This is a genomic window from Streptomyces hygroscopicus (assembly GCF_026168105.1).
In the GTDB taxonomy this organism is placed as follows: Bacteria; Actinomycetota; Actinomycetes; order Streptomycetales; family Streptomycetaceae; genus Streptomyces; species Streptomyces hygroscopicus_D.
In genome coordinates, this window is the sequence record NZ_LBMW01000025.1 from 20,008 (window position 1) to 43,301 (window position 23,294).

22 protein-coding genes are annotated in these 23,294 nt (G+C 71.0%); 11 read left to right on the plus strand and 11 right to left on the minus strand.

All coding sequences use genetic code 11. The annotated features are described in order from the left end of the window. Positions 1 to 185 precede the first annotated feature (185 nt). On the plus strand, positions 186 to 2,015 hold the full coding sequence (locus tag AAW14_RS23075) for a streptophobe family protein (RefSeq protein ID WP_265565836.1): 1,830 nt from the start codon (positions 186 to 188) through the stop codon (positions 2,013 to 2,015). A 153-nt stretch (positions 2,016 to 2,168) separates the two neighbouring features. Next, on the plus strand, positions 2,169 to 3,380 hold the full coding sequence (gene serB, locus AAW14_RS23080; RefSeq protein WP_265565837.1) for a phosphoserine phosphatase SerB: 1,212 nt from the start codon (positions 2,169 to 2,171) through the stop codon (positions 3,378 to 3,380). Between the two features lie 300 nt (positions 3,381 to 3,680). Here the strand turns inward: serB and AAW14_RS23085 are convergent, their stop codons facing one another. The 4 genes from AAW14_RS23085 to AAW14_RS23100 all read right to left on the minus strand — a co-directional run bounded on the left by AAW14_RS23085 (position 3,681) and on the right by AAW14_RS23100 (position 6,289). After that, positions 3,681 to 4,199, minus strand: a complete 519-nt coding sequence (locus AAW14_RS23085) for a SixA phosphatase family protein (RefSeq protein ID WP_265565838.1) — start codon at positions 4,197 to 4,199, stop codon at positions 3,681 to 3,683. A 175-nt stretch (positions 4,200 to 4,374) separates the two neighbouring features. Beyond that, positions 4,375 to 4,587 carry a hypothetical protein gene (locus tag AAW14_RS23090; RefSeq protein WP_265565839.1) on the minus strand — a complete coding sequence of 71 codons (213 nt, stop codon included), beginning with the start codon at positions 4,585 to 4,587 and terminating at the stop codon, positions 4,375 to 4,377. 155 nt (positions 4,588 to 4,742) lie between these two features. Continuing rightward, complete coding sequence (locus tag AAW14_RS23095) at positions 4,743 to 4,859, minus strand: SGM_5486 family transporter-associated protein (RefSeq protein ID WP_265565840.1); 117 nt, start codon at positions 4,857 to 4,859, stop codon at positions 4,743 to 4,745. Between the two features lie 92 nt (positions 4,860 to 4,951). After that, the gene (locus tag AAW14_RS23100) at positions 4,952 to 6,289 is read right to left on the minus strand and encodes a CynX/NimT family MFS transporter (RefSeq protein WP_265565841.1); all 1,338 of its coding nucleotides are present in this window, start codon (positions 6,287 to 6,289) and stop codon (positions 4,952 to 4,954) included. An 88-nt stretch (positions 6,290 to 6,377) separates the two neighbouring features. On the opposite strand from AAW14_RS23100, the gene AAW14_RS23105 reads away from it, so the two are divergent. After that, positions 6,378 to 7,067 carry a FadR/GntR family transcriptional regulator gene (locus AAW14_RS23105; protein ID WP_265565842.1) on the plus strand — a complete coding sequence of 230 codons (690 nt, stop codon included), beginning with the start codon at positions 6,378 to 6,380 and terminating at the stop codon, positions 7,065 to 7,067. Between the two features lie 7 nt (positions 7,068 to 7,074). On the opposite strand, the gene AAW14_RS23110 is transcribed toward AAW14_RS23105, so the two are convergent. The 3 genes from AAW14_RS23110 to fabG form a co-directional block, all read right to left on the minus strand. Beyond that, a complete protein-coding gene (locus tag AAW14_RS23110; RefSeq protein WP_265565843.1) occupies positions 7,075 to 7,443 on the minus strand; it encodes a hypothetical protein in 369 nt (122 codons plus the stop codon). A 209-nt stretch (positions 7,444 to 7,652) separates the two neighbouring features. Next, positions 7,653 to 8,420, minus strand: coding sequence for an enoyl-ACP reductase FabI (gene fabI, locus AAW14_RS23115; protein WP_265565844.1), 768 nt, complete (start codon positions 8,418 to 8,420; stop codon positions 7,653 to 7,655). 5 nt (positions 8,421 to 8,425) lie between these two features. Next, entirely contained in the window at positions 8,426 to 9,130 is a 705-nt protein-coding gene (gene fabG / locus AAW14_RS23120) for a 3-oxoacyl-[acyl-carrier-protein] reductase (protein ID WP_265565845.1), read from the minus strand. Between the two features lie 277 nt (positions 9,131 to 9,407). Between fabG and AAW14_RS23125 the strand changes: the two genes are divergently transcribed. Genes AAW14_RS23125 through tyrS form a run of 3 tightly spaced genes read left to right on the plus strand, consistent with a single transcriptional unit; the run spans position 9,408 to position 13,636 of the window. Continuing rightward, positions 9,408 to 10,919, plus strand: coding sequence for a TldD/PmbA family protein (locus AAW14_RS23125; RefSeq protein WP_416223358.1), 1,512 nt, complete (start codon positions 9,408 to 9,410; stop codon positions 10,917 to 10,919). Continuing rightward, positions 10,916 to 12,310, plus strand: coding sequence for a TldD/PmbA family protein (locus AAW14_RS23130; RefSeq protein ID WP_265565847.1), 1,395 nt, complete (start codon positions 10,916 to 10,918; stop codon positions 12,308 to 12,310). The genes AAW14_RS23125 and AAW14_RS23130 overlap by 4 nt, the downstream gene beginning before the upstream one ends. A gap of 57 nt (positions 12,311 to 12,367) precedes the next feature. Then, a complete protein-coding gene (gene tyrS, locus AAW14_RS23135; protein ID WP_265565848.1) occupies positions 12,368 to 13,636 on the plus strand; it encodes a tyrosine--tRNA ligase in 1,269 nt (422 codons plus the stop codon). A gap of 79 nt (positions 13,637 to 13,715) precedes the next feature. Here the strand turns inward: tyrS and AAW14_RS23140 are convergent, their stop codons facing one another. Further along, positions 13,716 to 13,991: a GlsB/YeaQ/YmgE family stress response membrane protein gene (locus AAW14_RS23140; RefSeq protein WP_265565849.1), complete on the minus strand. Its 276-nt coding sequence runs from the start codon at positions 13,989 to 13,991 to the stop codon at positions 13,716 to 13,718. Between the two features lie 243 nt (positions 13,992 to 14,234). Here AAW14_RS23140 and AAW14_RS23145 point away from each other — a divergent pair, with 243 nt between their 5' ends. Together AAW14_RS23145 and AAW14_RS23150 are read left to right on the plus strand one after the other, a co-directional pair. Then, the gene (locus AAW14_RS23145) at positions 14,235 to 14,660 is read left to right on the plus strand and encodes a DUF3099 domain-containing protein (RefSeq protein ID WP_265565850.1); all 426 of its coding nucleotides are present in this window, start codon (positions 14,235 to 14,237) and stop codon (positions 14,658 to 14,660) included. Positions 14,661 to 14,874: 214 nt separating this feature from the next. After that, positions 14,875 to 15,099 carry a hypothetical protein gene (locus AAW14_RS23150; protein WP_265565851.1) on the plus strand — a complete coding sequence of 75 codons (225 nt, stop codon included), beginning with the start codon at positions 14,875 to 14,877 and terminating at the stop codon, positions 15,097 to 15,099. On the opposite strand, the gene moaA is transcribed toward AAW14_RS23150, so the two are convergent. From moaA to AAW14_RS23165, 3 genes are all read right to left on the minus strand, one after another. Next, positions 15,096 to 16,085 (minus strand): GTP 3',8-cyclase MoaA, encoded by a 990-nt coding sequence (gene moaA, locus AAW14_RS23155; RefSeq protein ID WP_265565926.1) that lies wholly within the window; start codon positions 16,083 to 16,085, stop codon positions 15,096 to 15,098. The two genes, AAW14_RS23150 and moaA, sit on opposite strands and share 4 nt — an antisense overlap. Before the next feature lie 145 nt (positions 16,086 to 16,230). After that, positions 16,231 to 17,850 carry a cation acetate symporter gene (locus tag AAW14_RS23160; protein ID WP_265565852.1) on the minus strand — a complete coding sequence of 540 codons (1,620 nt, stop codon included), beginning with the start codon at positions 17,848 to 17,850 and terminating at the stop codon, positions 16,231 to 16,233. Next, the gene (locus tag AAW14_RS23165; protein ID WP_265565853.1) at positions 17,847 to 18,203 is read right to left on the minus strand and encodes a DUF485 domain-containing protein; all 357 of its coding nucleotides are present in this window, start codon (positions 18,201 to 18,203) and stop codon (positions 17,847 to 17,849) included. The genes AAW14_RS23160 and AAW14_RS23165 overlap by 4 nt, the downstream gene beginning before the upstream one ends. A 317-nt stretch (positions 18,204 to 18,520) precedes the next feature. On the opposite strand from AAW14_RS23165, the gene AAW14_RS23170 reads away from it, so the two are divergent. From AAW14_RS23170 to AAW14_RS23180, 3 genes are all read left to right on the plus strand, one after another. Beyond that, positions 18,521 to 20,050 carry a S8 family serine peptidase gene (locus tag AAW14_RS23170; protein ID WP_265565854.1) on the plus strand — a complete coding sequence of 510 codons (1,530 nt, stop codon included), beginning with the start codon at positions 18,521 to 18,523 and terminating at the stop codon, positions 20,048 to 20,050. 72 nt (positions 20,051 to 20,122) lie between these two features. Then, a complete protein-coding gene (locus AAW14_RS23175; protein ID WP_265565855.1) occupies positions 20,123 to 21,643 on the plus strand; it encodes a S8 family peptidase in 1,521 nt (506 codons plus the stop codon). A 131-nt stretch (positions 21,644 to 21,774) separates the two neighbouring features. Next, entirely contained in the window at positions 21,775 to 23,172 is a 1,398-nt protein-coding gene (locus AAW14_RS23180) for a CoA transferase (protein WP_265565856.1), read from the plus strand. The last annotated feature ends 122 nt before the right edge of the window (positions 23,173 to 23,294 follow it).

The window sequence follows — 23,294 nt, forward strand, 5'->3', positions numbered from 1 at the left end:
GGATGTCGAACATCGTGGGGAACTATTTCAGGCTCAGCGCCCTGACTGAAAGTCGGGCCTTGTGAAGAGAGATGACGCGCGCCCGGACGCGTCCCGTTGACGGGGTTGAAACCGGCCCGGAGAGTGGTAATCCCACCCGAGGGGGACATCGCGGTGGATCGCCGCGGCGCGGATCGGGGGCTGGTATGGGCATCGGGACCGCGATGGACGACGGACGGCTGCCGTGGACGGATGTACTGCTGTCCGCGATCGCCTCGGTGAGCTGGGCGTTGACCGGGATGGCGGGAACGGCGGCACTCGGTCTGCATCTGCTCCGGGCGGATGCGACGGGCTCGCTCGGGCCGATGACCGCGGCGATGGTGGCCCTCGGGGCGAACGGATCGGTCACACCGTCCGGGAACGTGTCGGCGTTCGGCCTGAAGGGCGCGGAGGCCGCGACCGCCATTGAGATCACGCCACTGGGCGTGTCCCTGGTGGGCGCGCTGCTGCTCTGCTGGTTCATCCTGCGTTCCTTACGCGCGCGCGGAGTTGTGGTGCCGCCGGGTGAACTCATCGCACGCGCGGGCGCGGTGGTCGTGCTGTTCGTGGCGATGCTGGGCGGCCTCGCCTGGGCCGGCCACGACGTCATCACCATCGACGGGAACGCGCTCGGGCTCGGTGGGCTGCCGGGCACGGGCGGAGGCGGAGGCGTCGACATCCCCGGACTCGGGAACATCGGGGGGCTGCTGCCGAGCCGGATCGGCGACCTCGTGCATGCGAAGGCCGCGGTCGGCTTCTCCGTCGACACGGTGCCCACGCTGCTCGGCGGCGCCGGGTGGGCGGCCGGTGTCCTGGTGATCGCGCTCCTGGCGTCGCGGCGCACGCCCCTGCCGCCCGGCTGGGACGCGGTCCACCGGGTGGTACGGCCGGCTGTGTCCGCGCTGGTCACCGTGGTGCTGGTCGCGGTGGCCGCCGGCCTCGCCGCAGCGCTGTATGCGGCGATCGGCGACGACCATCCCGCGCGCATCGCGGGGGCGGCGCTGCTCGGTGCGCCCAACGGAGTGTGGCTCGGTGTGCCGCTCGGCCTGTTCGTACCGTGGGACGGCAAGGCCACGGGAGAACTGGCGAAAGTGCTGCCCGACCCGCTGGACCGGCTGCTGAGCGTGCGCACGGACCAGCCGGTCACGCTGGGCCGACTGGCCGAACTGGACCATCGCGTATGGCTGTTGGCGGTCGCCGCGGCGCTCATGATGCTCTTCGCGGGGGTGCTGACGGCGGCACGTACGCCTCTCGTACGAGTCCGGGGCGGCGCGTCCGTACCGGGTTCCGCCCCCACCGCAGCACGGGATCCGGGTCCCCTCGCCTTCGCAGGGCACTGCGGTCTGCGGCTCGGGGTCGCGACGGCACTGGCACTGCCGCTCCTGGTGCTGCTGACGGACGTGTCGGTGGACGCCTCGCTGTCCGTGTTGGGATTCGACGCCTTCGGGGCGGGGATCGAACTGCACGGGCACCTCGGCATGGCGCTCCTGCTGGGGGCCGCGTGGGGCGCGGGAGCCGGGGCGGCCGGGGCGCTGCTCGCTTGTGCGACGGGCGCGGCAGGGAGCCGGGCGGCGCCGATGGCACGGAGTGACGCGGGGCGGCCGACCGCTCCGCCGGCGTACGGACCGGTGCCGCAGGAGGCGGGCCCCTATGCGCCGAGCAGGCCGTACCGCCCGCCGAACCCCGACACGAACCCGTATCTGCGGCTGCCGGAGGGGCCGGCCGGGACCGGATCACGGCAGGACGCCCCCGGAACGGGCACACCGGAGCCCCGCCGTCCCGTACACCCCCAGGCACCCTCCGGCACGGGCACACCGCCGCCCCCGGGCGCTGCCCCTCCGCCCGGTCCCGGTGACATGTACGGCGCTCCCACCATGCTCCGGCCGACCGAGCCGCCGTCCCGGCCACCAGGGCGGCCCGGGCGGACGCCGTCCTGGCCGGAACAGGGTCCGCCCCCGCCGCCTCCCCCGCCCGGGCGGCCCCCGGGACGCGGCTGACGCGACCCGGCTCCATCGGCCGCCCGCGGCCCGTACTCTGCGCCTTCGGCGCCGGTCAAGTCGTACGCCATATGCCCGCCACCCACTGTTCCCCGTCCGCTAGACGGACCGGGCACGCGGAAGGCACTGGGTGCCGGATACGGTGGAAGCACCATGAGCGCTTCGCAGACCTCCGACGCCCCCACTCTCCTTGTCAAGATCTTCGGCAAGGACCGGCCCGGCCTGACCGCCGGCCTGTTCGACACCCTGGCCGCCTATCACGTCGAAGTCGTCGACATCGAGCAGGTCGTCACCCGGGGACGGATGGTGCTGTGCGCCCTCGTGACCATGCCCCCGCCCGGGCTCGAGGGTGATCTGCGCGCCACCGTCCACGGCTGGGCGGAGTCCATGAAGATGCAGGCGGAGATCATCTCCGGCATCGGCGACAACCGTCCTCGCGGCCTCGGGCGCTCACTCGTCACCGTCCTCGGCCACCCGCTGACCGCCGAGTCGACGTCCGCCATCGCGGCCCGTATCGCCGCGGCAGGCGGCAACATCGACCGTATCTTCCGGCTCGCCAAGTACCCCGTGACCGCCGTCGAGTTCGCGGTGTCGGGTGTGGAGACGGAGCGGCTGCGCACCGCCCTGGTCACCGACGCCGCGGCCCTCGGTGTCGACGTCGCCGTCGTCGCGGCCGGTCTGCACCGGCGGGCCCAGCGTCTGGTCGTCATGGACGTGGACTCGACGCTCATCCAGGACGAGGTCATCGAACTGTTCGCCGCGCACGCCGGTTGCGAGGCGGCGGTCGCCGAGGTGACGGCGGCCGCCATGCGCGGCGAGCTGGACTTCGAGCAGTCACTGCACGCGCGTGTGGCGCTGCTCAAGGGGCTCGACGCGTCGGTCGTGGACAAGGTGCGTGCCGAGGTGCGGCTCACCCCGGGCGCCCGCACCCTGATCCGCACGCTGAAACGACTCGGCTTCCAAGTCGGTGTCGTCTCCGGTGGCTTCACCCAGGTCACGGACGATCTGAAGGAACGGCTGGGGCTCGACTTCGCGCACGCCAACACGCTGGAGATCGTCGACGGGAAACTGACCGGCAAGGTCGTCGGCGAGATCGTGGACCGGGCGGGCAAGGCGCGGCTGCTGCGCCGGTTCGCCGCCGAGGCGGGCGTGCCGCTGGCGCAGACCGTGGCGATCGGGGACGGGGCCAACGACCTCGACATGCTGAACGCGGCCGGACTGGGCGTCGCCTTCAACGCCAAGCCGGTCGTCCGCGAGGCGGCGCACACCGCGGTGAACTTCCCCTTCCTGGACACCGTGCTGTATCTGCTCGGGGTCACCCGGGAAGAGGTCGAGGCGGCGGACACGCAGGACGACGCTCGCTGAGTCAGCGGGACGACCAGGCAGGTCACTCCGGGCTGAGTCCGCAGGTCAGCCCGCAGGTCACTCCGCGCTGAGTCCGCGGGTCACTCCGCGCTGGGCCCGCTGGATGCGCGCACTGAGCGCCGTCCGCACCCCGGGCGCCGCCAAGCGGTCCCGGTACGGCATCGCCGCATGCGTGCGTACACCGCTTACACGTACACGTGCGGGCTCGCATGTACGCCCGGCCGCACGCACGGCCTCGGCATGTCGTGCGTCGACGGGGTCCGGCACCGTGCGGGTGCCGGCCCGTCGCGCTCGTAGGGATTACTCGCTCGGCGCCCAGTAGTCGATCAGGGTGGCCGCACCCGGCTCCAGCGACTTCCAGGAGCCCTCGAAGGCGAGCACGGCGAAGGCGGCAGCCGGGAAGCCGCGTCGGGTCATGCGCTCGCGGGCGTCGTCCTCGGCCGCGCCGGGGAGAATCTCGGCCAGGCCGTGGATCCCCGGGTTGTGGCCGATCATGACCGCGTTGTGGGCGTCGTCGGGCGTTTCGTTGAGCACGGTGATCAGCTCGCCTGGCGAGGCTTCGTAGAGCCGCTCCTCATAGACGGTTTTCGGCCGCTCCGAAAGCTCCTGGACCGCGAGCTTCCAGGTTTCGCGGGTGCGGGTCGAGGTGGAGCAGAGGGCCAGGTCGATGTGGATGCCTGTGTCCGCCAGCTTGCGTCCGGCGACGACCGCGTCCGTGCGGCCCCGGTCGGAGAGCGGACGCTCATGGTCGGGGACCTGCGGCCAGTCGGCCTTCGCATGCCGGAAGAGGACAATCCTGCGGGGTTCTGCGGAGCTCATGCGTCCCAGCTTCGCATGAAACAGGCCAACGGGCGCAGGCAGTTGGCGGCGTCGTCAGCGCGTCCCCGCATCGGCGGCTCACCCGGGCCTTCCGGCCGCCCCTGCCTCGCCCGGAGGGAACATGGCGCCGGACGTGGACGCACCGGTGTGTCGAGGCGCGCCCGGCCGGGCGGGGTCACGATGCGTGGTGGGTCAGCGTCTGCTGGATGCGCTGGACGAGATGGCTGAGGGTGGGGGCGCCGCCGGCACCGGGGTCCGCCGGGTTGAGTATCAGCGCCAGCAGGACGACGAAGGCCAGCGTGGGCAGGGCGAGCGCCCACCAGGGCAGCCTGATGTCGATGCCGCCCGTGGTCGCCGGGTGGGGCCGGGTGTGCGTGCGGGCCGACATGACTGCCTCCGTGGGTCCTCGGACGATCCGTGGTCCGCCGCTCGCGGCCACATCTCGAAGGTAGGGACTGCGCGGCCCTCAACCCATCCGGTGACCCACCCACTTGACCCTGACACTGGCCCCCTAGGGGATGGTGGGGCTGGCCCCACCCTCCATCAGGGTGAGGCGAGCGTGGCGATGACGGCGATGATCACGAAGATGGCGAAGAACGCGCCGAAGACGAGCAGCATCTTCTTCTGGCCGTTCTGGGGGTTCGGGTCGAGCACGGGCATACGGTCAGTTTCGCACCCCTCCCCCGCCCCGGCTCCGGCGGGGTCGGGGCGGGGCGGGGTCGGCGGCGACGCCCGACGGTCCGGCCGACGGCTCAGCGCGCCGCCTCGTCCTCCACGGTCCGGTTGCGGCCGGCCAGGACACCCGCCACGACCTGCGGGACCATCAGTGCGGCCATGAGGGCGAGCGGCAGGCCCCAGCCGCCGCTGCGCTGGTAGAGGATGCCGACCAGCAGCGGCCCCGGGATCGACAGCAGGTACCCGGCGCTCTGCGCGAACGCAGACAGCCTGGCCACGCCCGCACCCGTCCGCGCCCGCATGCCGACCAGGGTGAGTGCCAGCGGGAAGGCGCAGTTGGAGATGCCGAGCAGCAGGGCCCAAGCCCAGGCGCCGCGCTCCGGGGCCCAGTACAGGCCCGCGTACCCGGCGAGACCGCAGACACCGAGCGCGGCCACGATCGGTCCCTGGTGCGGCAGCCGCGTGGCCAGTCGCGGGATGACGAAGGCGAGGGGCACGCCCATCACCATCGTGACGGCCAGGAGCACACCGGCGGTGCCGGCGGGCACCCCGGCGTCACGGAAGATCTGCGGCATCCACCCCATCGTGATGTACGCGGCCGTGGCCTGGAGGCCGAAGAAGACGGCCAGCGCCCAGGCGGTACCACTGCGGGTGATCCGCGGGCCGTCCGGCTCGTCCCGGCCGGGCCCGGCGGCCGGGTCGCTCTCCGCGGAAACGGCCTCTCGCCCGCGGACGAACGGGATCCAGGGCAGGACGGCCACCGCCGCGAGGGCCGCCCAGACGGCAAGCCCCGTCTGCCAACGGCCGCCCAGCGCGTCGGTCATGGGCACCGTGGCCGCCGCCGCGACGGATGTGCCGAGGGCGAGGGCCATCGAGTACAGGCCCGTCATCGAGCCCACCCGGTCCGGGAACCAGCGCTTGACGATCACCGGCATCAGGACGTTGCTGACGGCGATGCCCATCAGGGCGAGCGCACTGGCGGCCAGGAAGCCGGCGGTGGTTCCGGCATACGGACGGAGCACCAGCCCGGCGGTGATCGCGGCCATTCCGGCGCAGACGACCGCGGCCGGTCCGAAGCGGCGGGCCAGCCGCGGCGCCATGACGCCGAAGACGGCAAAGCAGAGGGGCGGCACCGAGGTGAGCAGTCCCGCGACGGCGCCGCTCATGCCGAGCCCGTCGCGCACCTCCTCGAGGAGGGCGCCGAGGCTGGTGATGGCCGGGCGCAGGTTGAGCGCGGCAAGGACGATACCGACGACCAGCAGCCGTGTCGTCCACGTGCGCGTGGCGAGCGGTCCGCCCTCCGGCCCCGTCCCGGGCTCCCTCCTCGGCCCCGTCTCCGCCTTCGGCTCCGCGGAACCGCGTATCGGTATGGACGTCGTCGTTCCGGTCTCCTTGCTCAGCATAAGGGCCATCATAGAATCATGGGATGATTTGCTGTCCAATTGGGTTGCGTTACGCTCCGGACCCTCCAGCCCCGCACACAGGCCCGCACGAAGGACCGTCATGCCGCTGAGCCACCCGCGCCGATCCGCGCTGTCCGAACAGGTCATCGCCGAGCTGCGGAACCAGATCACCTCGGGCGAATGGCCGGTGGGCTCCCGTATCCCCACCGAGCCCGAGTTGGTCGAACAGCTCGGGGTCGCCCGCAACACGGTCCGCGAGGCCGTCCGCGCGCTCGCGCACAACGGTCTGCTGGACATCCGCCAGGGGTCCGGTACCTATGTGGTGGCCACCAGCGAGCTGGCGGGCGTGATGCACCGCCGGTTCGCCGACGCGGAGGCCGGCCATGTCGCCGAGTTGCGCTCCACCCTCGAGTCGGGCGCGGCCCTGCTCGCCGCCGAGCGGCGCACCGAGCGCGACCTCAAACAGCTGGACGCACTCCTCGTACGCCGTGAGGAGGCCTGGGAGTCCGGGGACGCGGAGGCTTTCGTGACCGCCGACGCGACGTTCCACATGGCCGTGGTGGCGGCGTCCCACAACGACGTGATGACGGCGATGTACGCGGATCTCGGTGAGGTGCTGCGGGACTGGCTGCGCGGCGACGTCGGCGAGGAGCTGACACCGGAGACGTACATGGACCACACGGGGCTCGTGGACGCCATCCGTGCGGGCGACGCCGCAGCGGCGGCCGCGGCGGCGGCGAGCTATCCGTCCATGTGCCGTCCGGGCCGGCCCCGTCCCGGGAGCCGCTGACCGCGGTTCACCGCGCGTGGCCGACCCACGCGGAGCGTACGTGCTGCCAGCACCGGCCGGTCAGCCGTACGGTCATTGCCGGCCCGGCGTCGACCGGGGCGGTGTCGGTGTCCAGGTCCCACCAGGGATCGCACTCGATGTGCAGGCTGACGTGGTCGGTCACGGGATACGGGTTGTGGCAGTAGGCGACCACGTGCGAGCCGGTGACGCCGACACGGCACTCCGACCCGAAGGGCGCGTCGTCGGCTTTTCCGTCCTTCACGCGCGCGTGCGGCACGGCGTGCTGCACACGCGCGTGCGGCATGGCGTCGTACGGCAGTGCCGTCACCAGGGCAATGGCGAGGAAGACCGGGGCGAAGCGGCGGGACGAGCGCACAAGCAAACCTCCTCGGCCGTTCGGCTGCGGGGCGGTGCGTTACTCCCAGCGTGCGGGCTGTGTGCCCGACGGACCCCCGCCAGTTGCTCCGAACGGGCGACGCCCCGCTCCCCGCAGGTGCGGGGAGCGGGGCGTCGCACTCGCAAGCCAACAGGCTCACAACGGGGGCGTGGCCGCCTGCGCGCCGCTGAAGCGCGCCTTTCGGACGCTCAGGCGCCGATGGCGTGCAGACCGCCGTCCACGTGGATGATCTCGCCGGTGGTCTTCGGGAACCAGTCGCTGAGCAGGGCGACGACACCACGCCCGGCCGGCTCGGGGTCCTTGAGGTCCCACTCGAGCGGGGCGCGGCTGTCCCACACGGCGGCCAGCTCGCTGAAGCCGGGGATGGACTTGGCGGCCATGGAACCGATGGGCCCGGCGGAGATGAGGTTGCAGCGGATGTTCTGCTTGCCCAGGTCGCGCGCCATGTAACGGCTGGTGGCCTCCAGGGCGGCCTTGGCGGGACCCATCCAGTCGTACTGCGGCCAGGCGTACTGCGCGTCGAAGGTGAGGCCGACGACCGAGCCGCCGTTCTGCATCAGCGGCAGGCAGGCCATGGTCAGCGACTTCAGGGAGTACGCCGAGACGTGCATCGCGGTGGCCACGGACTCGAACGGGGTGTTGAGGAAGTTGCCGCCGAGGGCGTCCTGCGGGGCGAAGCCGATCGAGTGCACCACACCGTCGAGGCCGCCCAGCTCCTCGCCGACGACGTCGGCCAGGCGCCCGAGGTGCTCGTCGTTGGTGACGTCGAGCTCGATGACCTTGGTGGGCTTCGGAAGCTTCTTGGCGATGCGCTCGGTCAGCGTGGGCCGCGGAAACGCGGTCAGGATGATCTCCGCGCCCTGCTCCTGGGCCAGCTTCGCGGTGTGGAACGCAATGGAGGACTCCATCAGCACACCGGTGATCAGGACGCGCTTGCCCTCGAGAATTCCGCTCATGGTGATCAGTGACCCATTCCCAGTCCGCCGTCAACGGGGATGACGGCTCCAGTGATGTACGAGGCGTCGTCGGAGGCGAGGAACCGCACCGTCGCGGCGACCTCCTCGGGCTGCGCGTACCGACCGAGCGGTACCTGCGACACAATGTTCTCGCGCTGCTCGTCGGTGAGCGCCTTGGTCATGTCGGTGTCGACGAAGCCGGGCGCGACGACGTTGAAGGTGATGTTGCGCGAGCCCAGCTCACGGGCGAGCGAGCGCGCGAGGCCGACCAGGGCGGCCTTGGAGGCGGCGTAGTTCGCCTGCCCGGCGGAGCCGAGCAGTCCCACGACCGACGAGATCAGCACCACGCGGCCCTTCTTGGCGCGCAGCATGCCGCGGTTGGCGCGCTTGACGACGCGGAACGCTCCGACAAGGTTGGTGTCGATGACCGAGGTGAAGTCCTCCTCGGACATGCGCATCAGGAGCTGGTCCTTGGTGACGCCGGCGTTGGCGACGAGGACCTCGACCGGGCCGTGCTCGGCCTCGATCTCCTTGTAGGCCTGCTCCACCTGCTCGGTGTCGGTGATGTCGCACTTGACCGCGAGGAAGCCGGCCGGCGGCTCACCCGAGCGGTATGTGATCGCGACCTTGTCGCCGGCGTCGGCGAACGCGCGGGCGATGGCGAGGCCGATGCCCCGGTTGCCTCCAGTGACGAGAACCGAGCGGCTCAACGGATCACCCTTTCGATAGCGGTCTGGAACCCCTGCAAGTCAGGCGCCTTCATCGAAAACCTATCGGTCCCGCACGCCGCGCGGACAATCGGGCACCGACAGTCGCGTAAGGGACTCGCTGTCGGATCCCTACAGAAGCCGCGACCGGGACGGGCGCGCGGACACCTTGGGCGAAAGCCCGGCCGTCGTGCGGAAACGTGTGGTCCGCCCACCCGGTCGCGCGCCATGATCGGACCCGACAGGCCACGACAGCAGGGAGACCTCCGTGCCTCATTCCATGGACGAAGCCTTCACGGCACTGCCGCTAAGGGCCCTGGCCGACGCAGCGCTGGCACGCGCGCGGGCGCTGGGGGCCGAGCACGCGGACTTCCGGTTCGAGCGGGTGCGCAGTGCCGCGTGGCGGCTGCGCGACGGCAAACCGGCCGGGTCGTCGGACACGACCGACCTGGGGTACGCGGTGCGGGTCGTGCACGGCGGGACCTGGGGGTTCGCCTCGGGTGTCGATCTGACTCCGGACGCGGCGGCCAAGGTCGCGTCGCAGGCCGTGGCGATGGCTAAGCTCTCGGCGCAGGTGATCAAGGCCGCTGGGTCCGATGAGTGCGTGGAGCTGGCGGACGAGCCGGTGCACGCCGAGAAGCAATGGGTCTCGTCGTACGAGATCGATCCCTTCACCGTGCCCGACGCGGAGAAGGCGGGGCTGCTGGCGGACTGGAGCGCGCGGCTGCTGGCGGCCGAAGGCGTCAACCACGTCGACGCCTCGCTGCTGACCGTCCACGAGAACAAGTTCTATGCGGACACCGCGGGCACCGTGACCACCCAGCAGCGTGTGCGGCTGCATCCGCAGCTGACCGCGGTCTCGGTCGACGAGTCCACCGGTGAGTTCGACTCGATGCGCACGCTCGCGCCGCCGGTCGGCCGCGGCTGGGAGTACCTGACGGGCACCGGCTGGGACTGGGACTCCGAACTGGAGCAGATCCCGGAGCTGCTCGCCGAGAAGATGCGCGCGCCGAGCGTCGAGGCGGGCGTCTACGACCTGGTCGTCGACCCGTCCAACCTGTGGCTGACCATCCACGAGTCCATCGGCCACGCCACCGAACTGGACCGCGCCCTGGGCTACGAGGCCGCGTACGCCGGAACGTCCTTCGCCACCTTCGACCAGCTGGGCAAGCTGAAGTACGGCTCGGCGCTGATGAACGTCACCGGGGACCGCACCGCCGAGCACGGGCTCGCGACGATCGGGTACGACGACGAGGGTGTCGAGAGCCAGTCCTGGGACCTGGTCAGGGACGGGACGCTGGTCGGCTACCAGCTGGACCGGCGCATCGCCAGGCTGACCGGGTTCGACCGGTCCAACGGGTGCGCGTACGCCGACTCCCCCTCGCACGTTCCCGTGCAGCGCATGGCCAACGTGTCGCTGCGGCCGGATCCGGCCGGGCTGTCCACCGAGGATCTGATCGGGGGCGTGGACCGCGGGATCTACGTCGTCGGGGACCGTTCCTGGTCCATCGACATGCAGCGGTACAACTTTCAATTTACGGGTCAGCGGTTCTTCAGGATCGAGAACGGGCGCATCAGGGGCCAGCTGAGGGATGTCGCGTACCAGGCGACGACCACCGACTTCTGGGGCTCCATGGCGGCCGTCGGCGGTCCGGGGACCTATGTCCTCGGCGGTGCGTTCAACTGCGGCAAGGCCCAGCCGGGCCAGGTCGCGGCCGTCTCGCACGGCTGCCCGTCGGCCCTCTTCAAGGGCGTCAACATTCTGAACACCACGCAGGAGGCCGGCCGATGAGTGCCCGCACGAACAAGCCGCACGAGATCGTCGAGCGTGCACTCGAGCTGTCCCGCGCGGACGGGTGCGTCGTCATCGCCGACGAGCACTCCACCGCCAATCTGCGGTGGGCGGGCAACGCGCTGACCACGAACGGGGTCACCCGCGGGCGCACCCTCACCGTCATCGCGACCGTCGACGGCAAGGAGGGCACGGCGTCCGGGGTCGTCTCCCGCTCGGCCGTCACCGCCGACGAACTGGAGTCGCTCGTACGGGCGGCGGAGACCGCGGCGCGCGGCGCGGGGGCCGCCGAGGACGCGCAGCCGCTGGTGACGGGGGTTCCGCAGTCGCCGGACTTCACGGACGCCCCCGCCGAGACGTCGTCCGCCGTCTTCTCGGACTTCGCGCCGGCGCTCGGCGAGTCGTTCGCACGCGCGCATGCCGGCGGCCGCGAGCTGTACGGCTTCGCCAACCACGAACTGGTGTCTACGTATGTCGGCACATCGACCGGGCTGCGCCTGCGGCACGACCAGCCGAGCGGCACCCTTGAGCTGAACGCGAAGTCGCCCGACCGTACGCGGTCGGCGTGGGCGGGATGCTCGACCCGGGACTTCAAGGACGTCGACCCGGCCGCCCTGGACGCGGAGCTGACCCGCCGGCTGGCATGGGCGGAGCGCCGCGTGGAACTGCCCGCGGGCCGGTACGAGACGCTGCTGCCGCCCACCGCGGTCGCGGACCTGCTGATCTACCAGATGTGGTCGGCCGGCGCCCGGGACGCGGCCGAGGGCCGCACCGTGTTCAGCAAGCCCGGCGGCGCCACGCGCATCGGCGAGAAGCTGTCCGGACTGCCGCTGACCCTGCGCAGCGATCCGCACGAGCCGGGCCTGGAGACCTCGCCCTTCGTGATCGCGCACTCCTCGGGCGACGACGCGTCGGTCTTCGACAACGGGCTGCCGCTGGGGGCCACCGAGTGGATCGCCGAGGGCGAGCTCAGGCATCTGACGACCACCCGGCACAGTGCGGGCCTGACGGGCCTGCCGCTCGCACCGTCCATCGGGAACCTGGTCCTGGAGGGGGGCACCGACCGGACCCTGGAGGAGATGGTCGCGAACACCGAGCGCGGACTGCTGCTGACCTGCCTCTGGTACATCCGCGAGGTGGACCCGGCGACGCTGCTGCTGACCGGACTGACCCGGGACGGCGTCTACCTCGTCGAGAACGGCGAGGTCACCGGTGAGGTCAACAATTTCCGCTTCAACGAGTCCCCGGTCGATCTGCTGGGCCGGACCACCGAGGCCGGCCGCACCGAGAAGACGCTGCCACGAGAGTGGAGCGACTGGTTCACCCGCGCCGCGATGCCGCCCGTGCGGGTGCCCGATTTCAACATGAGCTCTGTCAGTCAGGGCGTATAACCTCGTAGTCGGCTGTCACCCGACTACCCGAAGACCATCCGAGGAGACACGAGAACCGTGACGGACATCGTCGACGAGCTGAAGTGGCGCGGGCTGTTCGCCCTCTCCACCGACGAGGACGCTTTGCGCAAGGCGCTCGCGGACGGTCCCGTCACGTTCTATTGCGGCTTCGACCCGACCGCGCCGTCCCTGCACGTGGGACACCTGGTGCAGGTGCTCACCGTGCGCCGGCTCCAGCAGGCCGGGCACCGGCCGCTGGCACTGGTGGGCGGTGCGACGGGCCTGATCGGCGATCCCCGCCCGACCGCCGAGCGCACGCTGAACGACCCGGAGACGGTGGCCGGCTGGGTGGACAGGCTGCGCCGTCAGATCGAGCCGTTCCTCTCCTTCGAGGGAGAGAACGCGGCCGTGATGGTCAACAACCTCGACTGGACCGAGGGTCTGTCTGCGATCGAGTTCCTGCGGGACATCGGCAAGCACTTCCGCGTCAACAAGATGCTGACGAAAGACTCCGTCGCCCGGCGCCTGGAATCCTCCGAGGGCATCAGCTACACGGAGTTCAGCTACCAGATCCTGCAGGGCATGGACTTCCTGCAGCTCAACCGGAGGTACGGCTGCACGCTCCAGCAGGGCGGCAGCGACCAGTGGGGCAACCTCACGGCGGGCCTGGACCTGATCCACAAGCTGGAGCCGCACGCCGAGGTCCACGCGCTCGCGACTCCGCTGATGACCAAGGCGGACGGCACCAAGTTCGGCAAGACCGAGGGCGGCGCCGTCTGGCTCGACCCGGAGATGACGACGCCGTACGCGTTCTACCAGTTCTGGCTGAACGTGGACGACCGGGACATCTCGACGTACATGCGGATCCTGTCCTTCAAGTCCCGCGAGGAACTGGAGGAGCTGGAGGAGCAGACCGAGGAGCGTCCGCAGGCCCGCGCGGCACAGCGAGCGCTGGCCGAGGAGCTGACGACGCTGGTGCACGGTGCGGAGCAGACGGCCGCCGTGATCGCCGCGTCCAAGGCGCTCTTCGGTCAGGGCGAGCTGGCGGACCTCGACGACAAGACCCTGACCGCGGCCCTGTCCGAGGTGCCGCACATCCAGGTCACCGAGTTCTCCCCGGTGGTCGACCTGTTCGCCGAGGTCGGCCTGGTGCCCAGCAAGTCGGCCGGTCGGCGCACGGTGAAGGAGGGCGGCGCCTACGTGAACAACGTCAAGGTGACCGCCGAGGACGCCGTCCCCGCCAAGGAGGACCTGCTGCACGGGCGCTGGCTGGTGCTGCGCCGCGGCAAGAAGAACCTCGCCGCGGTCGAGGTCATGGGCGCCTGAGGCACCCATCCGCGCGTGCCCGCGCATAGGTGAGGAAGGGGGGCGGCCCCACCGGAGCCGCCCCCCCTTCCTCGTACCGTCATGCCCGCTCCTTGCCGCCCTTCATCGACATGTACGCCATCTCCCCGAGGAAGACGAAGAGGACCGCGGCGGCGAGCTGGAGGCCGTGGCGGCCCCAGTCGATGCCCGGCGTCGCCGCGATGCCGATGGCACGGGCGACCGCGTTGCCGACTAGGCCGCCGATCATGCCCATGAGGGTGGTCAGCCAGATCGGGCTGTGCTGCTTGCCCGGCAGAATGAGCTTGGCCAGCAGGCCCAGCACGAATCCCACGATGATCGCCCACAACCAGCCCATGGCTGCCTCCTCGTACGGCTCGACGTGAGCAGTACGCCCAGTCTCGGGCTGTCCGCCATACGACGCATGTCGGGTGGGCCCGTACTCGGTGGCGCGCAGGGCGTTCGCCCAGGCAGACGGTCCCCCGGTCTCGTAGGCGGCGGGGGCACGGCGTAACGTGGTGAGTGTCCGGGCCAGGCTCCTGACCGGGTGCGGACCGGTTAACGGGCCGGGGAGAGCCAGGCAGGCGGGTGGTGGAATGTGATGCGGAAGCTGAGCAACGGCGGTCACGCCGAGGTGTTCCGGATCACCGGTGCCCGGCAGGGCCTCGCGGCGGATGTGCGCGGGCGGCAGCGGCGCTATGTCATCTCGATGAGCGTGCGCACGGTGGCGGTGATCCTCGCGGCCACCCTGTGGAACGTCGAGCGGCCCGTCGCCATCATTGCGCTGGTCCTGGGGGCCGCCCTCCCCTACATCGCCGTCGTCATCGCCAATGCCGGACGCGAGAACGCGCCGTCGCTCCCGTCGACGTTCATCACCGCCCCGGTGCCTCCGATGATCGCGCCGCCCGCTGGCGGGTCCCACGCGGGCGAAGCCGGGAGCGGGCCGGGTTTCGCGGAATCCGTCCCGGAGGACATTCCGGCCGAGTCCGCGGCCGGAATGCACGGCGAGCCGCACGAGCGGACCTGACCGCGGGTCGCGGAGAGCGGAATCGCACTCCGCGCCAAGCTCAAGAAAAGCTCAGATCAATCATGTTGTTCCGGTGCCGGGCACTGGGTTACCCGTGACATACTGCGTACGCGCTCCGCATCCCCCGTCGGAGCGACAGACCGACGCCGGGCAGCTCCCCCCGTGGCTGCTCGGCGTCGCCTTTGGGGGGGTCCTGACACGTTAGGGTCGGGGGGTGATTGTCCCTGATCCCGATACGCCGATCTGTTCCGCCAAGGGCTGCCGCGCCGCTGCCGTGTGGGTGATCGCGTGGAACAACCCGAAGATCCACACACCGGAACGCCGCAAGACATGGCTGGCGTGCGAGGAGCATCGCGAGTATCTGTCGAAGTTTCTCGGAGTACGGGGATTCCTCAAGGACGTGGTGGCGCTCGAGGAGTGGGACGCGCCGGACGCTTAACCCCCGATCGCCGACATCGGCCTCTCCGGCTGGAGGAACGACGGATCGTCCAGTCCCGAACCCGCCTTCTTGCCCCACATCGCGAGTCGCCAGATGGCGGCTATCTCCTCGTCGGGCGCGCCGGAACGGAGCGCCGCGCGCAGATCGGTCTCCTCGGTGGCGAACAGGCATGTCCGTATCTGCCCGTCGGCCGTCAGCCGCGTCCGGTCGCAGGCCGCGCAGAACGGACGGGTGACCGAGGCGATGACGCCCACGCGGTGCGGGCCGCCGTCGACGGTCCAGCGCTCGGCCGGGGCGGAGCCGCGTTCCCCGGCGCCCTCGGGGGCCAGCTCGAAGCGGGTGCGCAGCGACTCCAGGATGTCCCCCGCGGTGACCATGCCCTCGCGCTTCCAGCCGTGCTGGGCGTCCAGCGGCATCTGCTCGATGAAGCGCAGCTCGTAGTCGTGCTCGACGGCCCAGGCGAGCAGGTCCGGGGCCTCGTCGTCGTTCAGGCCCGGCATCAGGACGGAGTTGACCTTGACGGGTGTCAGGCCTGCCTCCCGGGCGGCGCGCAGGCCGTCCAACACGTCCTGGTGGCGGTCCCGGCGGGTGAGCGCCTTGAACACGTCGGGGCGCAGGGTGTCCAGTGAGACGTTCACCCGGTCGAGGCCCGCGGCCTTCAGGGCCTGAGCCGTGCGCTTGAGGCCGATGCCGTTCGTGGTGAGGGACATCCGGGGGCGGGGGGTCAGGGCGGCGACCCGCTCCACGATGCCGACCAGGCCCGGGCGCAGCAGCGGCTCGCCGCCGGTGAAGCGGACCTCCTCGATACCGAGGGAGGTGACGGCGATGTCGATCAGGCGGACGATCTCGTCGTCGGTCAGCAGGTCGGGCTTGGCCAGCCACTGCAGGCCCTCCTCGGGCATGCAGTAGGTGCACCGCAGGTTGCAACGGTCGGTCAGCGAGACCCGCAGGTCGGTGGCCACCCGGCCATAGGTGTCGATGAGCACGTGGGCCCCCTCCCTCGTCGCGGACCACATGTATTCCGTCATGTGTGAGCCTACGTGACCCCACCGACAGCGACAGCAGCCAGATCCCACGAGGCACGCCGCGGCCGCGTCGTAGATCTCTACGACGCGGCCGCCGGTACGGGCCTCAGTGCGCTCCGGTGCCGGTCAGCGACCGCACCTCCAGCTCCGCGTACTTGCCGGCGTCGGGTTCCTCCTTCGACAGGAGCGTGCCGAGCCAGCCCAGCAGGAAGCCCACCGGGATGGAGATGATCCCCGGGTTCTCCAGGGGGAACCAGTGGAAGTCGACGTCGGGGAACATCGACGCGGGCTTGCCCGAGACCACGGGCGAGAACAGCACCAGGCCGACCGCTGTGACCAGGCCGCCGTAGATCGACCACAGTGCGCCCCGGGTCGTGAACCGCTTCCAGAAGAGGCTGTAGAGGATCGTCGGCAGGTTGGCGGAGGCTGCCACGGCGAAGGCCAGGGCGACCAGGCCCGCCACGTTCAGGTCGCGGGCGAGGGCGCCCAGGGCGATGGAGACGGCGCCGACGCCGACCGTCGCCCAGCGGGCCGCGCCCACCTCCTGCTTCTCGGTGGCCCGGCCCTTCTTGATGACGTTCGCGTAGATGTCGTGCGCGAACGACGAGGACGAGGCCAGGGTCAGCCCCGCGACCACCGCGAGGATCGTGGCGAAGGCGACCGCCGAGATGGTGGCCAGCAGGATCGCGCCCCCGTTGGAATCCGTGCCTCCCAGGTGCAGGGCGAGCAGGGGCGCGGCCGTGTTGCCCGCCTTGTTGGAGGCGATGATCTCCTCCGGCTTGATCAGGGCGGCGGCGCCGAAACCGAGGGCGAGGGTCATCAGATAGAAGGCGCCGATGAGACCGATCGCCCAGTTCACGGACTTCCGGGCGGCCTTGGCCGTGGGCACGGTGTAGAAGCGGATCAGGATGTGCGGCAGGCCCGCGGTGCCCAGGACCAGGGCGATGCCCAGGGAGATGAAGTCCAGCTTGGTCGTGCCGGTCGCGCCGTACTTCAGACCGGGCTCCAGGAAGGCCGAGCCCTTGCCGCTGTTCGCGGCCGCCTTGCCGAGCAGGTCGGAGAGGTTGAAGTGGAACTTCAGCAGGACCAGGAAGGTCAGCAACAGGGCGCCCGCGATCAGCAGGACGGCCTTGACCATCTGCACCCAGGTGGTGCCCTTCATGCCGCCGATGGTGACGTACACGATCATCAGAAGGCCGACCAGGGCGACGATGCCGACCTTGCCGCCGTCGCTGGTGATGCCGAGCAGCAGTGAGACCAGAACGCCCGCGCCCGCCATCTGGGCAAGGAGATAGAAGATCGACACGACGATCGTGGAGGTTCCTGCGGCCGTGCGGACCGGGCGCTGGCGCATGCGGTACGCGAGCACGTCGCCCATGGTGTAGCGGCCGGAGTTGCGCAGCGGCTCGGCGACCAGCAGCAGGGCCACCAGCCAGGCCACCAGGAAGCCGATGGAGTAGAGGAAGCCGTCGTAGCCGAAGAGGGCGATCGCTCCGGCGATGCCGAGGAAGGACGCCGCGGACATGTAGTCGCCGGAGACGGCGAGACCGTTCTGGAAGGCGGTGAACTGGCGGCCGCCCGCGTAGAAGTCGGCGGCGTTCCTGGTCTGGCGGCCCGCCCAGACGGTGATGACGAGCGTCGCGACGACGAACACCGCGAACAGGGTGATGATGAGCGGCCGGTGCTTGCTCGCCTCACCGGCGGCCAGGAAGGCTGCGTGGCTCATGCGTCGCCCTCCATCCGGGACTTGATGGCCTGGGCCTTGGGGTCGAGCTCGGCGGCGGCGTGCCGTGAGTACCACCACGCGATCAGGAACGTGGTGAGGAACTGGGCGAGGCCGAGCACCAGGGCGACGTTGACGTTGCCGAAGAGCCTGGCGCCCATGAAGCCGCCCGCGTAGTTCGACAGCAGGACGTAGACGAGGTACCAGGCGATGAACGCCACGGTCAGCGGAAAGGCGAACGAGCGGTAGGAGCGGCGCAGTTCACGGAATTCGGCGCTGTCCTGGACCGCGGTGAACTCCTCGGCGGAGGGGAGGCCTGGTTCGGTCTTCGAGGGGGGAGGTGCGTCGGTGGACACGGTGTCTCCTCGCGTTGCGGGTGCGGTGGGTCCTGACCTCACAGTGACCTGGGCCACATAGCCAGCTGTGACGGTATCGATCCGTTGTGTGATGCGGACAGGGGGCCTCGATCGTCCTCGTGCTCCCTTTTCCGGGTCACGGCGCCACGCGTGGACCGGTTCAACTCCCTTGGCTTCTTTTTTACGTTGTCCCTCGAAGTCATTGCTGACCTGTCCGGACGGCAGATAGCTTCACCCTGGCAACACTCGTCATGCACCTGCCGGGACACCCATCCGTGTTCCGGCTCGTTCACGTTTCCGGATGATGTGGAGACCCCATGGCTCATCTGCGTTCCAGACGCCGGCTCGCTCTCGCCGTGCCGGTCGTGCTGTCGCTCACCGCCTCCCTGGGCTTCCTGCCGAGCACCGCATCGGCCGCCCCGCGCGCCTCCGCCGTGGCCCGGGCCGCCGACGGAACCGAACTCGCCTACGTCGTCAACACCCGGACGGACCGTCACACACTCACGGCTGTGCAGCAGGCGGTCACCGCGGCCGGCGGCACCATCGTCGTGACGTACGACAGGATCGGTGTGATCGTCGTGCATTCCGCGAACCCGGACTTCGCCAAGACCATCCGCGCGGTGCGCGGAGTGCAGTCCGCGGGCGCGACCCGGACCGCGCCGCTGACGGCCGCCGGCACGACGGACGAGGGCGCCGTGCAGTACCTGTCGAAGGCCGACGCGGCGAAGATCACGAGAGCGTCGGCAGCCGCGGGTGAGAGCGAGCCGCTCGAGGCGGACCAGTGGGATCTGCGCGCGATCGGGGCCGACCAGGCCGCGAAGATCAACCCGGGCAGCCGCAACGTCACGGTCGGCGTCATCGACACCGGCGTGGACGACACCCACCCGGACCTCGCCCCGAACTTCTCCGCCTCCCAGTCCGCGAACTGCGTCGGCGGCAAGGCGGACACCTCGTACGGCGCCTGGCGGCCGGCGAAGCCGGAGCACTACCACGGCACGCATGTCGCCGGCGAGATCGCGGCGGCCCGCAACGGTATCGGCGTCGCCGGTGTCGCCCCGAACGTCAAGGTCTCCGCCATCAAGGTGGCCGACCCGGTCAGCGAGCTCTTCTACCCGGAGAGCGTCGTGTGCGCGTTCGTGTTCGCCGCCGACCACGGGGTCGCGATCACGAACAACAGCTACTACGTGGACCCGTGGCTGTACAACTGCATGGACGACCCCGACCAGCGGGCCATCGTCGACGCCGTCAACCGGGCCCAGCTGTACGCCCAGCGCAGGGGCACCCTCAATGTCGCCTCGGCGGGCAACTCCAACGACGACCTCGACTCCCACGCCCTCACCGACGCCTCGAGCCCCGACGACTCCACCGCTGGGACCCGCACGGTCGACCCGCACGAGTGCTTCGACGTGCCGACCCAGCTGCCGGGCGTCGTCACGGTCAGCGCGACCGGCGTCGACAAGGCCAAGTCGTACTACTCCAGCTACGGCGACGGCGTCATCGACGTGGCGGCGCCGGGCGGCGACAAGTACCAGATCCCGGACACGCCATCGAAGAACGGCCGCATCCTCTCCACGATGCCCGGCGGCCAGTACGGCTTCCTGCAGGGCACATCCATGGCGTCGCCGCACGTCGCGGGCGTGGCCGCACTGCTGAAGTCCGCGCATCCGTGGGCGTCTGCCGCGCAGCTCCAGGCGCTCCTCAAGGCGGAGGCGGACAACCCCGGCTGCCCCACGGGCCCGTACGACGGGAACGGCGACGGGGTCGTGGACGCGACCTGTGTGGGCGGCAAGCGCGTGAACGGCTTCTACGGCTTCGGGATCGTCAACGCGCTGCGTGCGGTCAAGTAGCCCTTCCGGATGAGTCCGTTGAGCCTTTCCACGGCTCGTACCGCTGGTATCGCGAACGAACTGGAGGCTTTCATGACAGCGCCGCGCAAGCGCTCCCGCCGCCTCGTCGCCCTTCCGCTCGGGATGGCCATGGCGACCGCCGTCGCCTTGCTGCCGAACGTCGCGGCGTCGGCGGCGGAGACGGCCCCCGGGGCCACGGCTGCCGACGCGACCTCGCTCAGCTACGTCGTCAACGTCCGTCCCGGGTACGGCACCCTGGCGCGCGTGAAGGAGGCGATCGCGGACGCGGGCGGCACGATCGTGGTCGCGTACGACCGCATCGGCGTGATCGTCGTCCACTCCTCGAACCCCGGCTTCGCCAAGGCCATCCGCACGGTGCGCGGAGTGCAGTCGGCGGGCGCGACCCGTAACGCACCCCTGCCCGCGCAGTCGACGACCGACCTGGACACGTCGAAGGTGCTCACCTCCCAGGAGGTCGCGAGCGCCCATGCGGCAGGCGGACAGGACCCGCTGGAGCCGCTGCAGTGGGACCTGCCCGCCATCAAGGCGGACAAGGCGCACGAGAGGACGCTCGGCAGCCGCGAGGTCACGGTCGCCGTCATCGACACGGGCGTGGACGACACCCACCCCGACATCGCCCCGAACTTCAACCGCGACGCGTCCGTCAACTGCGTGTCGGGCAAGCCGGACACCACCGACGGCGCCTGGCGGCCGAGCGCGTCGGAGAGCCCGCACGGCACCCATGTGGCGGGGGAGATCGCGGCCGCCAGGAACGGCGTCGGCATCACCGGTGTCGCGCCCGGCGTACGGGTCGCGGGCATCAAGGTGGGCTCGCCGGCGGGTTACTTCTACACGGAGGCCGTGGTCTGCGGCTTCGTATGGGCGGCCGAGCACCACGTCGACGTCACCAACAACAGCTACTACACCGACCCCTGGTACTTCAACTGCACCGACGATCCGGACCAGAAGGCGCTCGTCGACGCCATCACCCGGGCGTCGCGGTATGCCGAGCGCAAGGGCACGGTCAACGTCGCGGCCGCGGGCAACGAGAACTACGACCTGGACGCGGCCTCCGTCACCGACCCGTCCTCCCCGAACGACGGCACGCCCGGCGACCGGGTGATCGACCCGCACCGGTGCTTCGACATCCCGACCCAGCTGCCGGGCGTGGTGACCGTCGCGGCGACCGGAGCGAAGGGCATCAAGTCGTCGTTCTCCAACTACGGTCTCGGGGTCATCGACGTGGCCGCGCCCGGCGGGGACTCCACCCGCTACCAGCCCCCGGCCCCGCCGGCCACCAACGGTCAGATCCTCGGCCCGCTGCCCGGCGGCAAGTGGGGCTACATGGCGGGTACGTCGATGGCGACCCCGCATGTCGCGGGTGTGGCCGCCCTCATCAAGTCGACGCATCCGCATGCCTCCGCCGCCCTGGTGAAGGCCCTGCTGTACGCGGAGGCCGACGCCACGCCGTGCACCGATCCCTACGACATCGACTCCGACGGCAAGGTCGACGCGGTGTGCAAGGGCTCGAAGAACCACAACGGCTTCTACGGGTGGGGGACCGTGAACGCGTTGAAGGCGGTGACGAAGTAGTAGCAGACGAAGCAGTAGCAGGTGACGAAGTGGTAGTGGCAGCGCGCCGGTAGGCGGTGCGCGCGGAGGGGGCTCGGCCGACGCCGGGCCCCCTCCCCATATTGATTCAGTACACACTGCATAGTGCAGTCATGACGGATACAGATGTGGCCTGGGCTGCACTCGGCGGGGATCCCGCCCTGGCGCGAAGGATCTCGACCGTCGTACGGGAGGGGGCGCTCGACTCGCGCCTGCCCGTACGGGAGATGGCACGCGCCTGTGTCGGGGCGTGTGCGCTGGCTGCCGCCGAGTGGGGCGAACGGCGGGCCGGACTGCCGACCGTGCCGGAGGCCGAGGTCGACGACGGGGCTGTGGCCACCGCCTTCCACAGCGAACGGCAGCTGCGGGTCGACGGCCGCGAACCGGTCAACTTCGCTCCCCTGTCGCGGTTCTGGCGCACGGCGGACGGCTGGGTGCGCACGCACGCGAACTATCCCCATCATCGTGAGCGGCTGCTCGGCGCCCTCGGGCTGGCGGCGGACGCGAGCGTGGAGACCGTGGGGGCCGCACTCGCCGAGCGGTCCGCCCTCGAGGTGGAGGAGAGCGTGTACGCGGCCGGAGGGCTCGCGGTCGCACTGCGCACGCCCGAGGAGTGGGCGACGCACGAACAGGCGCACGCAGTCGCCGCACATCCGCTGGTGGGACGTGCGCGACTCGACAAGGCGCCCGTACGACCGCTCCCGCCGCTCGCCGGAGAGCCGCTCCTGCCCGCCGCGGGTCTGCGCGTCCTGGACCTCACCCGGGTGATCGCGGGCCCGGTGGCCACCCGCACGCTGGCGCTGCTCGGCGCGGACGTCCTGCGGATCGACAGCCCGGCGCTGCCCGAGATCCCCGACCAGCACGCGGACATGGACATCGGCAAGCGGTCGGCCGTGCTCGACCTGACGGCCTCCGTGGACCGGCGGGCCCTCGACGGGCTGCTCGCGGACGCGGACGTCGTCGTCACCGGTTACCGGCCCGGCGCGCTCGACCGGTTCGGGCTCGCCCCCGAACAGCTGGCCGAGCGGCGGCCGGGCCTCGTGGTGGCGCAGCTGTCGGCGTGGGGCGCGTACGGGCCGTGGGCCGGGCGGCGGGGCTTCGACAGCCTGGTGCAGGTCGCCACCGGCATCGCGGTGAGGGAGGGTTCGGCGGAGCGGCCGGGTGCGCTGCCCGCCCAGGCCCTCGATCACGGCACGGGCTATCTGCTGGCCGCGGCGGTGCTGAGGTCTCTCACCGAGCAGACGCGGGAGGGGGGCACCCGGGTCGTACGGTTGTCGCTGGCTCGGACGGCGGCCTGGCTGACGGACGGTGCCGTCCGGGACGCCGGGGGCGTGCAGGCGGCGTACGACGGTCCGGGTCCCTGGCTCACGGAGACCGACAGCGCGCTGGGCCGGCTGCGGTACGCGCTGTCGCCGGTCCGGTTCGTCGGCGGGCCGGCCGACTGGGCACGCCCGCCGGGCCGCTGGGGGGTCGATCCGGCACGATGGGCACCGGCCCCGCCGGAAGCCTGAGCCACCTGGCGACGGGACTCACCGGCGGCGAGTCACCCGGCGGCGCGAGTCGTCGGGCGCGGGGAGTCATCCGACGCACGGAGTCATCCGGAGCCGGCCATCCGGCGGCCGGTCTTCCGGAG

Bases quoted from the DNA above. Each gene is read 5' to 3' on its own strand.
- AAW14_RS23090 (WP_265565839.1), bottom strand. From the start codon at position 4,587: ATGTCGGCCCGCACGCACACCCGGCCCCACCCGGCGACCACGGGCGGC.
- AAW14_RS23175 (WP_265565855.1), top strand. From the start codon at position 20,123: ATGACAGCGCCGCGCAAGCGCTCCCGCCGCCTCGTCGCCCTTCCGCTC.
- AAW14_RS23100 (WP_265565841.1), bottom strand. From the start codon at position 6,289: ATGATGGCCCTTATGCTGAGCAAGGAGACCGGAACGACGACGTCCATA.
- AAW14_RS23105 (WP_265565842.1), top strand. From the start codon at position 6,378: ATGCCGCTGAGCCACCCGCGCCGATCCGCGCTGTCCGAACAGGTCATC.
- AAW14_RS23125 (WP_416223358.1), top strand. From the start codon at position 9,408: ATGGACGAAGCCTTCACGGCACTGCCGCTAAGGGCCCTGGCCGACGCA.
- AAW14_RS23160 (WP_265565852.1), bottom strand. From the start codon at position 17,850: ATGAGCCACGCAGCCTTCCTGGCCGCCGGTGAGGCGAGCAAGCACCGG.
- AAW14_RS23095 (WP_265565840.1), bottom strand. From the start codon at position 4,859: ATGCCCGTGCTCGACCCGAACCCCCAGAACGGCCAGAAGAAGATGCTG.
- AAW14_RS23085 (WP_265565838.1), bottom strand. From the start codon at position 4,199: ATGAGCTCCGCAGAACCCCGCAGGATTGTCCTCTTCCGGCATGCGAAG.
- AAW14_RS23145 (WP_265565850.1), top strand. From the start codon at position 14,235: ATGCGGAAGCTGAGCAACGGCGGTCACGCCGAGGTGTTCCGGATCACC.
- AAW14_RS23075 (WP_265565836.1), top strand. From the start codon at position 186: ATGGGCATCGGGACCGCGATGGACGACGGACGGCTGCCGTGGACGGAT.
- fabI (WP_265565844.1), bottom strand. From the start codon at position 8,420: ATGAGCGGAATTCTCGAGGGCAAGCGCGTCCTGATCACCGGTGTGCTG.
- AAW14_RS23140 (WP_265565849.1), bottom strand. From the start codon at position 13,991: ATGGGCTGGTTGTGGGCGATCATCGTGGGATTCGTGCTGGGCCTGCTG.
- AAW14_RS23180 (WP_265565856.1), top strand. From the start codon at position 21,775: ATGACGGATACAGATGTGGCCTGGGCTGCACTCGGCGGGGATCCCGCC.
- serB (WP_265565837.1), top strand. From the start codon at position 2,169: ATGAGCGCTTCGCAGACCTCCGACGCCCCCACTCTCCTTGTCAAGATC.
- AAW14_RS23170 (WP_265565854.1), top strand. From the start codon at position 18,521: ATGGCTCATCTGCGTTCCAGACGCCGGCTCGCTCTCGCCGTGCCGGTC.
- AAW14_RS23130 (WP_265565847.1), top strand. From the start codon at position 10,916: ATGAGTGCCCGCACGAACAAGCCGCACGAGATCGTCGAGCGTGCACTC.